Source organism: Hoeflea ulvae (assembly GCF_026619435.1).
GTDB lineage: Bacteria > Pseudomonadota > Alphaproteobacteria > Rhizobiales > Rhizobiaceae > Hoeflea > Hoeflea ulvae.
This window is the reverse complement of the sequence record NZ_JAOVZQ010000001.1, coordinates 1,329,561-1,343,525: the sequence shown is the minus strand read 5'-3', so window position 1 is coordinate 1,343,525 and position 13,965 is coordinate 1,329,561. Positions and strand designations below refer to the sequence as shown.

14 protein-coding genes are annotated in these 13,965 nt (G+C 62.7%); 7 read left to right on the top strand and 7 right to left on the bottom strand.

Annotated features, from left to right (window positions below; all coding sequences use genetic code 11):
* Positions 1-37 precede the first annotated feature (37 nt).
* From OEG82_RS06325 to OEG82_RS06310, 4 genes are all read left to right on the top strand, one after another.
* Positions 38-1,090 carry an ornithine cyclodeaminase gene (locus OEG82_RS06325; protein WP_267611589.1) on the top strand — a complete coding sequence of 351 codons (1,053 nt, stop codon included), beginning with the start codon at positions 38-40 and terminating at the stop codon, positions 1,088-1,090.
* 68 nt (positions 1,091-1,158) lie between these two features.
* On the top strand, positions 1,159-1,638 hold the full coding sequence (locus OEG82_RS06320) for a YaiI/YqxD family protein (RefSeq protein WP_267611588.1): 480 nt from the start codon (positions 1,159-1,161) through the stop codon (positions 1,636-1,638).
* Between the two features lie 125 nt (positions 1,639-1,763).
* Positions 1,764-2,699, top strand: coding sequence for a LysR family transcriptional regulator (locus tag OEG82_RS06315; RefSeq protein ID WP_267611587.1), 936 nt, complete (start codon positions 1,764-1,766; stop codon positions 2,697-2,699).
* Positions 2,700-2,932: 233 nt separating this feature from the next.
* Positions 2,933-4,291 (top strand): uracil-xanthine permease family protein, encoded by a 1,359-nt coding sequence (locus OEG82_RS06310; protein WP_267611586.1) that lies wholly within the window; start codon positions 2,933-2,935, stop codon positions 4,289-4,291.
* A gap of 85 nt (positions 4,292-4,376) precedes the next feature.
* On the opposite strand, the gene rpe is transcribed toward OEG82_RS06310, so the two are convergent.
* Positions 4,377-5,039 (bottom strand): ribulose-phosphate 3-epimerase, encoded by a 663-nt coding sequence (rpe, locus tag OEG82_RS06305; RefSeq protein WP_267611585.1) that lies wholly within the window; start codon positions 5,037-5,039, stop codon positions 4,377-4,379.
* Positions 5,040-5,224: 185 nt separating this feature from the next.
* On the opposite strand from rpe, the gene OEG82_RS06300 reads away from it, so the two are divergent.
* Positions 5,225-5,617 carry a VOC family protein gene (locus OEG82_RS06300; protein ID WP_267611584.1) on the top strand — a complete coding sequence of 131 codons (393 nt, stop codon included), beginning with the start codon at positions 5,225-5,227 and terminating at the stop codon, positions 5,615-5,617.
* Positions 5,618-5,655: 38 nt separating this feature from the next.
* On the opposite strand, the gene OEG82_RS06295 is transcribed toward OEG82_RS06300, so the two are convergent.
* From OEG82_RS06295 to OEG82_RS06270, 6 genes are all read right to left on the bottom strand, one after another.
* Positions 5,656-6,426, bottom strand: coding sequence for an ABC transporter ATP-binding protein (locus tag OEG82_RS06295; RefSeq protein ID WP_267611583.1), 771 nt, complete (start codon positions 6,424-6,426; stop codon positions 5,656-5,658).
* Positions 6,420-7,487 carry a FecCD family ABC transporter permease gene (locus OEG82_RS06290; RefSeq protein ID WP_267611582.1) on the bottom strand — a complete coding sequence of 356 codons (1,068 nt, stop codon included), beginning with the start codon at positions 7,485-7,487 and terminating at the stop codon, positions 6,420-6,422. Before OEG82_RS06290 ends, OEG82_RS06295 begins: the two co-directional genes overlap by 7 nt.
* Positions 7,487-8,200 carry a hypothetical protein gene (locus tag OEG82_RS06285; RefSeq protein WP_267611581.1) on the bottom strand — a complete coding sequence of 238 codons (714 nt, stop codon included), beginning with the start codon at positions 8,198-8,200 and terminating at the stop codon, positions 7,487-7,489. Before OEG82_RS06285 ends, OEG82_RS06290 begins: the two co-directional genes overlap by 1 nt.
* A complete protein-coding gene (locus OEG82_RS06280; RefSeq protein ID WP_267611580.1) occupies positions 8,193-8,816 on the bottom strand; it encodes a hypothetical protein in 624 nt (207 codons plus the stop codon). The genes OEG82_RS06285 and OEG82_RS06280 overlap by 8 nt, the downstream gene beginning before the upstream one ends.
* 18 nt (positions 8,817-8,834) lie before the next feature.
* On the bottom strand, positions 8,835-9,929 hold the full coding sequence (locus OEG82_RS06275) for an ABC transporter substrate-binding protein (protein WP_267611579.1): 1,095 nt from the start codon (positions 9,927-9,929) through the stop codon (positions 8,835-8,837).
* Positions 9,930-10,162: 233 nt separating this feature from the next.
* Complete coding sequence (locus tag OEG82_RS06270) at positions 10,163-11,377, bottom strand: mandelate racemase/muconate lactonizing enzyme family protein (protein WP_267611578.1); 1,215 nt, start codon at positions 11,375-11,377, stop codon at positions 10,163-10,165.
* A 184-nt stretch (positions 11,378-11,561) separates the two neighbouring features.
* Between OEG82_RS06270 and OEG82_RS06265 the strand changes: the two genes are divergently transcribed.
* Both OEG82_RS06265 and OEG82_RS06260 read left to right on the top strand, forming a co-directional pair.
* Positions 11,562-12,764, top strand: a complete 1,203-nt coding sequence (locus tag OEG82_RS06265) for a glycosyltransferase family A protein (RefSeq protein WP_267611577.1) — start codon at positions 11,562-11,564, stop codon at positions 12,762-12,764.
* On the top strand, positions 12,761-13,936 hold the full coding sequence (locus OEG82_RS06260) for a glycosyltransferase family 2 protein (protein WP_267611576.1): 1,176 nt from the start codon (positions 12,761-12,763) through the stop codon (positions 13,934-13,936). The genes OEG82_RS06265 and OEG82_RS06260 overlap by 4 nt, the downstream gene beginning before the upstream one ends.
* Positions 13,937-13,965: the final 29 nt, after the last annotated feature.

Below are 13,965 nucleotides of genomic sequence, written 5' to 3'. Positions count from 1 at the left end.
TTCAGAAACGCTGCCATCTCATGACTGGAGACACACCATGACACCCCCATCCCATCTTGCCTATGTGCCGTTCATCAGCGTCGAGAACATGATGAAGCTGGTTCATTCCATCGGCATCGAGACGGTGCTGAAGGAGCTCGCCGACGCCATCGAGCATGATTTCACCCGCTGGCCGCTGTTTGACAAGACACCGCGGGTCGGCAGCCATTCCGATGTCGGGGTGATCGAACTGATGCCGACGTCGGACGGCGATCTCTATGGCTTCAAATATGTCAACGGCCATCCCTCCAACACCAAGCAGGGACTGCAGACCGTCACCGCCTTCGGCCTGCTGGCGCAGGTTTCCTCCGGCTATCCGGTGCTGCTTTCCGAGATGACCGTTCTGACGGCGCTGAGAACGGCTGCGACATCCTCCATGGCGGCGCGGCATCTGGCGCCAAAGGGTTCGAAGGTCATGGCGCTGATCGGCAATGGCGCCCAGTCCGAGTTCCAGGCGCTGGCCTTCAAGGCCGTGGTCGGCATCGAGGAAGTCCGGCTCTACGACATCGATGCAGCCGCCACCGCCAAATGCGCCCGCAATCTCGCCGGCTCAGGCCTCAAGGTGACTGCCTGCACCTCTTCGCAGGAGGCCATGGAAGGCGCGCAGATCGTCACCACCTGCACCGCCGACAAGCAATATGCCACCATCCTGACCGACAACATGATCGGCGGCGGCATCCATATCAACGCGATTGGCGGCGACTGCCCCGGCAAGACCGAATTGCACAAGGATATCCTGCTGCGTTCGGAAATTTTCGTCGAGTATCCGCCACAGACGCGGATCGAGGGCGAGATCCAGCAATTGCCGGAAGACTATCCGGTGACCGAATTGTGGGAAGTGATCACCGGCCAGGTCGAAGGCCGCACGTCGGCCTCGCAGATCACCCTGTTTGACGGTGTCGGCTTTGCCATCGAGGATTTCTCGGCACTGAAATATGTCTATCAGCGGGCGCTCAAGACCGGGCATTTCCTGCAGCTCGACATGATCGCCGACCCTGACGATCCGCGCGACCTGTTCGGCATGCTGGCCCGTGCCGCCGAACCTGCCTGAGCAAGACCGGCGGTCAAAGCACGGCCGCCGGTCTTGGCGAAACCGGAAACACGGGGTATTGCACCGGCATGACCAGTCCCGATGATGCCACGCCGATCCGCCTGCTTGTTGATGCCGATGCCTGTCCGGTGCGCGAGGAGTGCGTCAAGGTGGCGCTGCGCCATGGCATCAAGGTGACCTTCGTCTCCAACAGCTTCTTCCGGATCGAGACCGAACCGCTGGTCGAGCGCGAAATCGTGCCGGGCAATTTCGATGCCGCCGATGACCGCATCGTCGAACACGTGACCAGGCGGTCGGTGGTGGTGACCGCCGACATCCTGCTGGCCGAGCGCTGTCTGAAGGCCGAGGCGGCGGCGGTGATGAGCCATACCGGCAAGGCATTCACGCATGATTCCATCGGCATGGCCGTTGCCACCCGCTCGATCATGGCCGACCTGCGAGCCGGCGGCGCCCAGGTCGGCGGCCCGGCCCCCTTCGTCAAGGCCGACAGGTCACGCTTCCTGTCGGCGCTGGACCTGGCACTGGTGCGGCTGAAGCGCCACGGCTAGCCGGCTTCCGGCAAGCGGTCATTTTCATCGCAACCAGATCAATCGGCCTGGCTTTCTGTTTTTTCTCGACAATCCACGCTTCGCGCGTTCAATTGGACCGGCAATCGGTTACGGGGGAATCGGCAATGGCCTATGTGGACATGCTCAGGACATTTGTGCGCGTGTATGAGCTGGGCAGCATGTCGGCCGCGGCGCGGGATCTGCGGGTGTCGGCCGCAGTCTCGTCGAGCCGAATCTCGGATCTCGAAAAAAGCCTCGGCGTGCGGCTGTTCAACCGCACCACCCGCAGCCTGCGCGCCACCGCGCATGGCGAGTTGTTCTACAAGGGCGCGATCAAGATCCTCGACACCATCCGCGAAGTCGAGGGCGGCATTGCCGAAATTACCGCCAATCCGAAAGGCACGCTGTTTGTTTCCGCGCCACTGGCCATGGGCAAGATACTGGTGGCGCCGCTGATTCCGGCTTTCAAGACCGAGTATCCCGATATCAATGTCCGGCTGCGGCTGTCGGACCGCAAGGTCGACATTGCCCAGGAGGGACTCGACGCCGCCTTCGTGCTCGGGCCGCTGCCCGATTCCGACCTGCGGGTGCGGGCCATCCATGATTTCGAGCGCGTGCTGGTGGCCTCTCCCGACTACATCGCGCAATACGGCATGCCCAGGGACGGCGACGAGATCATCTCGAACAAGCACAAATGCCTGTTGCTGCGCTATCCCGGCGCAACCGAGTTCTACTGGAATCTGGTGGTCGATGGCGAGATCCGCGGCTTTCACCCCGAGGGCTCGCTGGAAAGCGACGACGGCGATGTGCTGACGGCCTGGGCGCTTGCCGGGTGCGGCATTGCCAGCAAGACCCGCTACAATGTTGCAGCCGAGCTCGATGCCGGCACGCTGGTGGAAGTCGCACCTGCCACGCCGCCCACACCGCAACCGTTTTCCTGCCTGTATCCGCACAAGCGGCTGCAGGACCCGAAGGTGAAACTGTTCATCGATCACGTCATCAAGGGTATCCGCACCGAGATAGACCGGGCCGCTGCTGCAACATCTTCCGGAAAAATTTGAAGGCAGAATGCAATTTCTTTGAGTACTGTCCGGTTTGACCGGCAGTCTTCGCAGATGATGGCACGGGACTTGCGTTGATATCGCAGGGCCCAGGCGATGGCTGGGGGCAGGAGCAGGCGCATGCTTCCTTGCCCAACAGGACCACCGGAACGGCCGGCATATCAGCCGGTTCGCGGCAATTGGGGGCGGCGAACCGGCAAGACAATCGCCCCCTGGGGAAAAGGACTGGTTCAATGGCTGACACTTCGCTTGGAACTCCGGAACAATTGCGGGATCCCGACTACACACCACCGCTGGCCAAGGCGATCCCGCTGGGCATCCAACATGTGCTGGCCATGTTTGTGTCCAATGTGACCCCGGCGATCATTGTTGCCGGCGCCGCTGGCATCGGCTTCGGCTCGGACCAGGGTGCCTTGGGCTTTCCCGACATGACCTACATGATCCAGATGTCGCTGCTGTTTGCCGGCATCGCCACGCTGCTGCAGACCATCGGCATGGGGCCGGTCGGCGCGCGGCTGCCGATCGTCCAGGGCACCAGCTTCGCTTTCGTCCCGATCATGATTCCTGCCGTCGCCGGGCTGGGCACGGCCGGTCTGGCAGGCCTGATGACCGGCGTGATGATCGGCGGGCTGTTTCACTTCTGTCTCGGCTTCGTGGTCGGGCGCATTCGCTACGCGCTGCCGCCGATGGTCACCGGTCTGATCGTGCTGATGATCGGCCTGGCGCTGGTCAAGGTCGGGGTGCAATATGCCGCCGGCGGCGTTCCGCTAATGGGCAAGCCCGAATTCGGCAGCCTGGCCATGTGGATCCCGGCACTGGTGGTGATCGTCGTCACACTCGCGATCAAATTCTTCACCCGCGGCTTTGCCGCCGTCGCCGCGGTGCTGATCGGCATCATCGCCGGCTATATCGTCGCGTTGCTGATGGGCCAGGTGAGTTTTTCCAATCTGGCGCGGGCGAGCTATTTCGCACCGCCGATTCCGTTCAAATGGGGCTTTGAGTTCAACTTCGCCATCGTGCTGGGCATGTGCTTCATGGCCATTGTCTCGGCGATCGAAACCGTCGGCGACACCTCGGGCATCACCAAGGGCGGCGCCGGCCGGGAAGCCACCGACAAGGAAATCGGAGGTGCTACCTTTGCCGACGGTCTCGGCACCGCCGTGGCCGGCGTCTTTGGCGGCCTGCCCAACACCTCGTTCTCACAAAATGTCGGCCTGATCGCCATGACCGGGGTAATGAGCCGCCATGTTGTGACCATCGGTGCGCTGTTCTTGATCATCTGCGGCTTCATTCCGAAGATCGGGGCCATTATCAACACCGTGCCGATCAATGTGCTCGGCGGCGGCGTCATCGTCATGTTCGGCATGGTCTGCGCCGCCGGCGTCAACATGCTGTCCGACGTCAACTGGAACCGGCGCAACATGGTGATCTTCGCCACGGCGCTGTCGATCAGCCTCGGTCTGCAGCTGGTGCCCGAAGCCCTGCAGCACCTGGGCAAGACCGCGCAGATCCTGCTGACCAGCGGCCTGCTGCCCGCAGCCGTGATCTCGATCGTGCTCAATCTGCTGCTGCCGGAAAATCTCGACGACTGACATTGCTCGGCAGTCTCAACACAAAAGCCCCCGTTCAATGCCGGGGGCTTTTACACTACAACAAATGACCAGATCCGTCTGGCGCTTACACAGAGGCCCGAATGGCCGCAATGTTCCTGGCCCAGTCGGCTTCGCCCGCGCCCTTGAAGACGGCCGATCCGGCAACCAGCACATCGGCGCCGGCGGCGGTGACCAGCGGCGCAGTCGTTGGCGTGACGCCCCCGTCGATCTCGATCTGGATCGGGCGATCGCCGATCATCTTCTTGACCCGTGCCACCTTGTCGATCACCGACGGAATGAAGGCCTGACCACCAAAGCCGGGATTGACCGTCATCAAAAGCACCAGGTCCAGCCGGTCGAGCACATATTCGATGACGCTTTCCGGCGTGGACGGGTTGAGCGACACGCCGGCCTTCTTGCCGAGCGCGCGGATCGCCTGCAGCGAGCGGTCGAGATGCCCGGTGGCTTCGGCATGCACCGTGATGATGTCGCAGCCGGCCTCGGCAAAGGCTTCCAGATAGGGATCGCAGGGCTCGATCATCAGATGGCAATCGAACACCGCATCGGTGCGGGGCCGCACCGCCTTGATGATGCCGGGGCCGAAGGTGATGTTGGGGACGAAATGGCCGTCCATCACGTCAAGATGGATCCAGTCGGCGCCGGCGCGCATGACGCCTTCGATGTCCTCGCCGAGGCGGGAAAAATCCGCAGACAGGATGGATGGGGCGATCAGCACGGGACGGGTCACGATGGATTCCTCGACGTTGCGGCGCAGGCGGCCTTTGTTCCTGCGGTGCGGTTTGCCCGATCAGGCAAGCCGCGGTCAAGCGGCGCATCGATCAAGCCTGTGCAAAGCACTGCGACCTCCTGCCCGAATCATGGCGTTGCGGGCAGGTTCCGGCTAAAGATGATCGGCTCTAACAGGAGCCCATGATGTCCAGACCGCCGATCAGCCATTCCATCGTCTTCACCTATACCGACGACCTCGACCGCGGTTCGCGGTTTTTCCGCGAGGTGATGGAGCTCGACTTCGTGGTCGACCAGGGCGCCTGCCACATCTACCGGCTGACACCGCTGAGCTATATCGGCGTGTGCAATCTGCCCGACCGGCCGCAGGGCACGGCCGGCGTGACGCTGACCATCGTGTCACCCGATGTCGATGGCTGGCGCGACTTTCTCGAGGCCAAGGGCGTGCGATATGTCAGCGGGCCGGAGCACAGTGCCGAATTCGGCGTCTACAGCTCGCTGTTTCATTCGCCCGACGGCTATCGCGTGGAAATCCAGAGTTTCGACGATCCCGACTGGGACCAGGGCCGTCTCGCCTGACTTGGCCCGGCTCGTGCGGGATCGGCCCTCCCGAGATATCAGCGATCCATTGACGCGTAATCGGCAACGATGTTGGAGGAGGTCGTGCCGCCAGTGGGGTAATCCAGCCGTTTCATCGACAGGCTGTAGAGTTCGGAGAGCTTTTCTTCGGTGCACATCATGTCGATGGCGCCTTCCTCCACCTTGCCCGATCCGTAGAGAAATACCGCCCGGTCGGCAATCTGCAGCGCATGGGTGGGCTCATGGGTGGTCATCAGGATTGTCAGACCGCGTTGCGCCGAGAGCCGCCGCAGCATCGACAGCACCAGCGCCTGGTTGTGAAAGTCCAGCGCCGAGGCGGGTTCGTCGAGCAGCAGGATATCCGCCTCCGAGGCCAGCGCCCGGGCGATCAGCGCCAGTTGCCGCTCGCCGCCCGACAGCGTGCCGATGGCGCGCCCGGAAAAAGCCGACAGCCCGACCAGTTCCAGCACCTCCGCCGTGCGCAGCCGGTCCTGTGCCGATGGATTGGAAAACATGCCGATATGGCGGGCGCGACCCATCAGCACCACGTCGAACACGCTATAGGCAAAGGGGGTGACGAAATGCTGCGGCACATAGCCCAGCGGCCCATCTGAGCTAATCGTTCCGGCCGTCGGCCTGATCAGCTCGGCCAGGCATTTGAGCAAGGTGGTCTTTCCGCGGCCGTTGCGTCCCAGCAAGGCCAGCGTCTGTCCGGGCTGCAGCGAGAAGGACAGGTTCTCAAACAACCAGGGTGATGTGTCGGAATGGCGAAACCCCAGGGCCTGCGCGGCAATCATCGTGGCTACCATGCCTCGCTCCGGGTTCTGTGCAACAGCAGCATGAAGACCGGCGCGCCGACAATCGCCGTCAGAACCCCCAGGGGGATCTCGGCCGGGACGATCGATCGCGCCATCGTGTCCACCACCAGCATGAAACTCGCCCCCATCAGCGCCGATGCCGGCAGCAGGCGGCGATGGTCCGGGCCGACAAGAGCACGGGCAAAATGCGGCACCACGAGGCCTACCCATCCGACGATACCGGAATTGGCAACACTGGCGGCGGTGATGCCGGTGACGCAGCAAAGCGCCAGCCACCGGGTCGACTGCACATTCAGCCCCAGCGCCTTGGCCTCTTCGTCTCCCAGCGACAGGATGTTGATGCGGAACCGCATCAAGAGCAGCGGAATGGCGAACGCCGTGACGATCGGAACCATGTAGAGCGCCCGCTCCGGCGTGGCGCTGGCAAAGGAGCCCATCAGCCAGAACACGATGGCGGGCAGCGTGTCATTGGGATCGGCGAGATAGGTTGCCAGCGAGACGAAGGCCGAGAACAGCGCCGACACCACGACGCCCGAGAGAACCAGCATCAGGATCGAGGAATGGCCGGCCTTGCGGCTCATGACAACCACGAGCAGCAGCGCAAGCAACCCGCAGGCGAATGCCATCGACCAGAGTGCGACCGCGCCGGCCCCGATCAGGATCGCCAGCACACCGCCAAAGGCTGCCCCCGACGAGACGCCGATGACATGCGGATCAACCAGTGGATTGCGGAAGACGCCCTGCAGCACTGCGCCCGAAAGCGCCAGCCCGGCGCCGACAAAGGCGCCGATCAGCATGCGCGGCACCCGCACCAGTTCGACAATGCGCCACACCGGCTCGGCGACGCCGTCGCGGCCCGGGCCGATGCCGGCCCAGCTTGCCGCCAGCGTGCCGAGATCTGCAAGGCTGATCGTGTAGCGGCCGATCGACAGCGAGGCGATGACGGTCAGAAGCAGAACCACGACCATCGCCGCCATCGTCAGCACCGCATGGCCGGACTGCGCTTCGCCGGCCTCTGCCGGCATGACTTCGCTCCCGGTCCCGGCCGCCATCAGACCCGCTCCGCCGGCTGAGTTCGACAATCCTGCCCATCGGCCTCGGCCGGGTCGGGATGGACCAAGGCATTGAGGATGTCGTGGAGCAGATTGGGCTGATAGCGCGGATCGGAGCAGAACTGTTCAATATGATCGCCATTGTGGACGAAGACCTTGCCGCCGCCCGGCATGCGCCAGACCCAGTCGACCGGTCCCTCATGAATGTCGCCCTCGGGCGTCGGACCTCCGATAAGGCACAGCCATTGCGCCCCTTCCTGCGCCGGCGAATAACCCCGCGCATACTGGCCGAGAAGGCCTTCATGGCGATGAAAATTCTCGAAATCCATGCGGCCGAAATAGCGGCCGGGCTCACAGGCGCGGATCATCCAGTTGGTGAAGGGTTTCGGACTGACCGCCCTGAACGTCGAAAGGCAGGGCAGCCAGGGAATGATGATGTGGCCGTTGATGACGAAATGGCCGCCCGAAGCCAGATAGTCGACCAGCTTCGGCTCGATCGACTTGAGAAAGATCTGATCGTGCATGCCGGAGAGAAAGACCACATCTACGGTGTCCAGATCCATGGTTTCCAGATCATAGATGTCGACCGGGGTGTAGCGCCAGTCCTGCGGCACCAGTCCGCCGAAACGGTCGATATTGTAGCTGCGGGTCGACCGGGCATAGACGAGATGCGGCCGGTCTCCGCCGCGAAGCACGGGTTCACGGTCAGCCACGTTGCTGGACCTCCGCCTTGAGCCAGGGATAGAACCCCTCGAGAAAACGCGTCGTCGCCGGCATGAACCGGCGGCCGTGATGGGTGTGCGGGTCGATGGTCGACGCAATCAGACGTCCGCCGCCGCCGACCTGCTGATCATACATCAGGCACCCTTCGTCATTGTCGAGATTGAGAATCGGCGTTGCCGTGTCGGGCAGGCGGAACGCGCCGAAAAAGTGCCAGCACATATCCGCCAGCGGAATGGCCTGGGCCATGGCGTGACGCGGCTCGGGTTGATAGGCCTCCATCCGGCCGCCCGGCTTCATCCACCATTTCCAGTCCTCGGTTTCGCGCGAGAACCACTGCACCGTGACGACATCGAGCCATTCGTCCATGCGATTGGGCTCGAAGACAATCAGAAATCCGCCATTGGCGAGATAATCGTTGAACTGCCGCGCATGAATGCGCAGCAGTCCCTGATTGGAAAAATCCGGCAGGACAATCGCCTTGAACGCGCCCAGATCAACGCGGTCGATGGTGCGCAAGTAGATCTCTTCGTCGAGATATTCGCTGAAATCGCGGTAGCATTGCAGCTGCGCGCCATCCCCCGAACTTACAAAACCGATGTCCTTCACGCCGAATGCCCCTGCCGATCAGTTGGAGGCCGCGAAGGCTTTGGCATATCCGGCGCTGTCGCCGTTCCAGTCCATCTGCATGAGCTGGTCGATCTGCGTTGCCGTCAGGTCCTTGCCGTAGAGCAGCTTGAAGCCATCGGCGACCTGGGTGCGCATGTCGGCCTCGAAGAGATCCGGGTAGCCGATCTTCGCAAACCAGAGATAGGCCAGCTCGCCGCCGGCCGCCGTCGCAGGGTCGATCGCCGGTGTCTTGTAGACCCGGCCGTTCTTGACCGCGTCGAGCCCGGCCAGAACCGGGTGCTCGAAAATGTCAGCCGGCTTGATCGCGTCATTGTAGTAATTGACGAAGACGATGTCCGGGTTCCAGGTCAGCAGCGACTCGGCGCCGACCTTGACCGAGCCTTCGGTGAAGCCGGCCTCGGTGGCGACATTGGCGAGACCGGAAACCTGGAAATAGGCCTCTTCGCGCCCGAAGACCACGAATTCATTGCCGTTCATGGCATCGATGAAGGCAATGCGCGGCTTCGGCCGGTCGGCGCCCTCCAGCACGTCTGAAATTTCTTCGACGGTCCGGTCTTCCCAGTCCAGGAAGCTCTGCGCGCGGTCTTCCTTGCCCAGGATCTGGCCGAGCATGGAGACATAGCCACGGCGGGTTTCGCGGGATTCGGTGCTGACCGTGGCCACCTTGATGCCGCCATTTTCCATCGGAGCGACGCGCTCATCGCCCTTGCGCTGCCACTGCACGACGATATCGGGATTGGCGGTGAGGATTTCCTCGACATTGGGAATGAAATTCGGCGCGACCAGATCGGTACGGATATCGGCAATTTCGGGGAAAAGCTGCCCGATGACGCCGTTCATCAGCGCTGATTTCGCCCGCGGATTGATCGCCACCAGACGCTCCGTGCCGCCGTCAATTGCAATCATCGCCTCGGGGATCGGCAATGGGAAAATCGCGACGCTCTTGACCGGGCGCTGAACCAGGATTTCCTGGCCACGGGAATCCTTGACGCTGATCTCGTCGGCAGCGGCAATGGCGGGAGCCATGAGCAGGCAGGCCAGACCAAGCGCGGTTCCAGCGAGGCGCTGGCGTAAAAGTGTTGAATCAATCACCGGTTTCTCCAATCGTGAATATCGAATGGAGCCGGATTATAAAACATGACAACCATAGTCAAGTTAAGATATGCGCCTTCGCCGGGAAGGCCGTTTGCACCTCGTTTCGCGCCATCCTGACGGTGATGCGGCGGCGGGCCTGCTGAGGCAGAACGCAGCAGCAGCCGGCCCGGGGGATCCGGGCCGGCGCGTCTAGTGCATGGCTGGCGCGGGTCCGGATCAGCCCGCCGGCGTCAGGCGCGGATCGGTTCGCGGGTCATTTCCAGATGCAGCATCTCGCCGCTCCAGGGATTGGCCTTGCATACGGCCTCGTCCAGCTCGACACCCAGGCCCGGCTCGTTGGAGGGAATGACATAGCCGTCGTCCCAGGCGATCTTCTCCTTGAGCAGCTCGGCGTGAAACCCGTCCCAGGTCTTGATCGATTCAAGCACCAGGAAATTCGGCAGCGTGGCGGCGAGCTGGATATTGGCCGCGGCGACCAGCGGCCCGCAATAGCAATGCGGCGCGATCTGGATGCCGAAGGCCTCGGCCATGCCGGCGATCTTCTTGGTTTCGAGCAATCCGCCCGAGCGGCCGAGATTGGGCTGCAGGATCGCCGCGGCGCGGGCCTCGATGATGCGGGCGAACTCGTGCTTGGTCACCAGCCGCTCGCCGGTGGCAACCGGGATCGAGGTGGCGCGCGCCACTTCGGCCATTGCCGCGATCTGGTCCGGCGGCACCGGCTCCTCGAACCACAGCGGATCGGCCGCCTCGATCGCGCGGGCCATGCGGATGGCGCCGGCGGCGGTAAACTGGCCGTGGGTGCCGAACAGGATGTCGGCGCGGGTGCCGACAGCCTCCCGCACAGCCGTGACCATGCGCGCACACAGATCGATGTCGGTCAGCAATGGCTGGTGCCCGCCCTGCACCCGGTAGGGACCGGCCGGATCGAACTTGACGGCGGTAAAGCCCTGGCGCACCGCCTCGCGCGCTGCGGCGGCGGCCAGTTCGGGATCGTTGTAGACATTCTTCGGGCTGTCGGTGGAAAGCGGATCGGCGCTGCCGCTGTCCGGATAGAGATAGGTGTAGGACCTCAGCCCCTCATGCACCCTTCCGCCGAGCAATTTGTGCACCGGCTGGCCGGCTTCCTTGCCGATGATGTCCCAGCAGGCCATCTCGATCGCAGAGCAGCAGGCCATCATGGTCATGTCCGGGCGCTGCGAAAATCCCGAGGAGTAGCAGAGCCGGAAGAAGTTCTCGATATCGTGAGGATCGCGGCCGACCAGATAGCGCGCCGCCACATCCTCGATCAGTTTCGCGGTCAGATGCGGGTCGAAGGCCGCGTCATAGGCTTCGCCATAGCCCACCACACCGCCATCGGTGGTCAGTTTGACGAACAGGAAATAGCGCCCCCCGGTCTGCGGTGGCGGATTGGCGACGACAAAGGTTTCGACATCGGTGATCTTCATGACAGGCTCCGGACATTTAGCTCTCTTGCGCGCAATCGATCAGGTATGGCCACCGAAATCCAGTGTCTTTGCCCCTGCTGAAGGAAAATGCCGGTTGAAATACAAGGCTCTAAAAAAGAGCAAGCACCGGGCAAGCTTGGCCTGACAGGCTGGAGGCAGCAATGGCCTCATGCGAAGAATTCTGATGATCCAACTTTCCATCTGCCTGCCCACCCGCAACAGGCAGACATACTGCATCGAAACAATCCGCGCGCTGGCCGCCAGCGACCGCACCGATTTCGAAGTCCTGGTCGGCGACAATTCCGATGACGGCTCGGTGCTGGCCGAGTTCTTTGCCGGGGATTTCCACGATTCCCGCTTCCGCCTGATCGCACCGGAAGACACGGTCTTGTCCATGGTCGACAATTGGGAACGGCTGGTGGGAGAAACCGCAGGCCGCTGGGTCTCGGTGATCGGCGACGACGACTATCTTGATCCGAAGCTCGTGCTGCTGCTCAAATATTACGAACGGCTGTATCCCGAAGTCGAGGCCGTGAGCTGGGCGCGGATGAGCTTCAACTGGCCCGACAACCGGCCGAGCCCGGCGCTGTCGGTGCTGCCGGTCAGCCATGAAACCCTGGTGGTGCTCAAATCCGACGTTCAGGACCGCCTCTTCCGCTGGTCCGAAGGCACGCGCCGCCCCGCCGGAGGCTTTGGCGTCTATCATGGCGCCGTCCGCAAATCGCTGATGGAGCGCATCAAGCGCAAATTCGGCGGCCGCTATTTCGAGCATCCCGTCGTCGATTTCGAAAGCACCTGCAAGACCATTCGCGAAGCGCGCATGCTGGTCCACTGCCAGCGCCCGCTCTCCGTCCTGGGCGCATGCGTGGCGTCGAATTCGGCCGGCACGAGATCGCAAAAGGCCTTGATCGACCGCGTTGCCACCTTCCAAAGCGAAACCCTCGGCAAGGTCGATCTGGACGATCCGGTGTTTCCGTTTCCGGTGAGCGACAAGGGCGCCTCGATCTGCGCCGCGATCGCCTCGACGACATCCTGGTTCTGCCGCACCTACAAGATCGACCTGACCGGCTTTCCCGAAAACTTCGCCCGTGCCGCGGCCGATGAATTGCGCCATGTCGAATCCGAGCAGGTCTATGAGGACAAGAAGGCCTATTTCGAGCGCGGCTTCGACGCCTGGGACGGTGGCAAATGGCGTGAGTGTTTCGCGCCTCCCCCTTTCAAGCCCAATGCGGGGACCGCCAGCATGTGCGGTGTGCTGAAAGACTATCTCTACATCCGCGAGGACGCGGATCCCTCGCAAACACCGGCCGAGTTCTACCGCTTCGGCGAGCACGCCATCATGCCGGTCGAACGGGTTGCCTCCGGTGTCAGGACCTTTGCGCGATGACCCGGCTGACCATCTGCATTCCGACCCGGAACCGCCAGAGCTACGCCATCGACGCGGTGCGTCACATGCTGGCCTCGACGCGTGACGATTTCGAAATCCTGGTCGGCGACAATTCCGACGACGCAGCCCCGCTGGCCGATTTTGCCGCGGAGATGAATGACAGCCGGCTGCGGCTTTTGTCACCCGAACCGAAACCGCTGTCGATGAAGGACAACTGGGAGCGGATGCCGCAGCATGCGCGCGGTGAATGGGTCAGCTTCATCGGCGATGACGACTATCTCGACCCGGAACTGTGTGAAGCGCTCCGGGTCACCAGCGACCGGGTTCCCAATGTCGATGCCTTCACCTGGGGCAGATCCTATTTCGTCTGGCCCGATGCGCGCAGCAGCCGTGAAATCACCAAGATCCCCACCGGAAGCCATCTGGCGCACATGGAGAAGAAGGACCTGATGCGCAGGATGTTCTTCTGGGAGGGCGCCAAGGACCGCCCGGCCTGCCCGTTCGGGGTCTATCACGGCGCGCTCAAGAAGGACCTGATGGACCGGATCCGGGACGCTTTCTCCAACTGTTATTTCGAACACCCCAATGTCGACTATGACAGCAACTGCAAGACCGTGATGATGGCGGATGTCTGCATCTACTGGGAGCGGCCGCTGTCGGTGTTCGGCTCGTGCAAGGCATCCAACAGCGCCGGCCTGCGCGATGCGGCGACCGGCCGGGAACGGGTCAGGACCTTCCGCGAGGAAAATGACGGCGAGCTCGAGGCCGGGGACTTCCCGTTCCCGTACGAACTGGGCCTGACCGCATCGGCGGCGCAGACCATCGAATGGCTCAAGCAGCGCTACGGCATAGAACTGAACGGCTGGGAAGAGGGCTTCATTTCCGCCTGTGCCGGCGACTGCGAATCCGAAACCGACCGCGCCCGGTTCAACGCCAGGAAGGCAGCCTATGCAGCGGCAATCCAGGCATGGGGCGGCGCCAAGGCGGTCAAGCTGTTCAACCCGGTCTACCGGCACCGGGCCGACATTCCCAAATTCATGGGCCACGCCGAGGGATATCTGAATTTCGACATGGCGATCGGCGACGCGCAGACGGCTGCCGAGTTTTACCAGCTCATCGATGGAATGATGTTCCCGGTGAGCCTGCTGGAAAGCCGGCTGAGTGAAAGCTGATACGTTTGCAAAACGGTGCCAAGCCTAGA

Coding starts and splice junctions, on each gene's coding strand:
- OEG82_RS06325 (WP_267611589.1), top strand. CDS start 38: ATGACACCCCCATCCCATCTTGCCTATGTGCCGTTCATCAGCGTCGAG.
- OEG82_RS06320 (WP_267611588.1), top strand. CDS start 1,159: ATGACCAGTCCCGATGATGCCACGCCGATCCGCCTGCTTGTTGATGCC.
- OEG82_RS06315 (WP_267611587.1), top strand. CDS start 1,764: ATGGCCTATGTGGACATGCTCAGGACATTTGTGCGCGTGTATGAGCTG.
- OEG82_RS06310 (WP_267611586.1), top strand. CDS start 2,933: ATGGCTGACACTTCGCTTGGAACTCCGGAACAATTGCGGGATCCCGAC.
- OEG82_RS06300 (WP_267611584.1), top strand. CDS start 5,225: ATGTCCAGACCGCCGATCAGCCATTCCATCGTCTTCACCTATACCGAC.
- OEG82_RS06295 (WP_267611583.1), bottom strand. CDS start 6,426: ATGGTAGCCACGATGATTGCCGCGCAGGCCCTGGGGTTTCGCCATTCC.
- OEG82_RS06290 (WP_267611582.1), bottom strand. CDS start 7,487: ATGGCGGCCGGGACCGGGAGCGAAGTCATGCCGGCAGAGGCCGGCGAA.
- OEG82_RS06270 (WP_267611578.1), bottom strand. CDS start 11,377: ATGAAGATCACCGATGTCGAAACCTTTGTCGTCGCCAATCCGCCACCG.
- OEG82_RS06265 (WP_267611577.1), top strand. CDS start 11,562: ATGATCCAACTTTCCATCTGCCTGCCCACCCGCAACAGGCAGACATAC.
- OEG82_RS06260 (WP_267611576.1), top strand. CDS start 12,761: ATGACCCGGCTGACCATCTGCATTCCGACCCGGAACCGCCAGAGCTAC.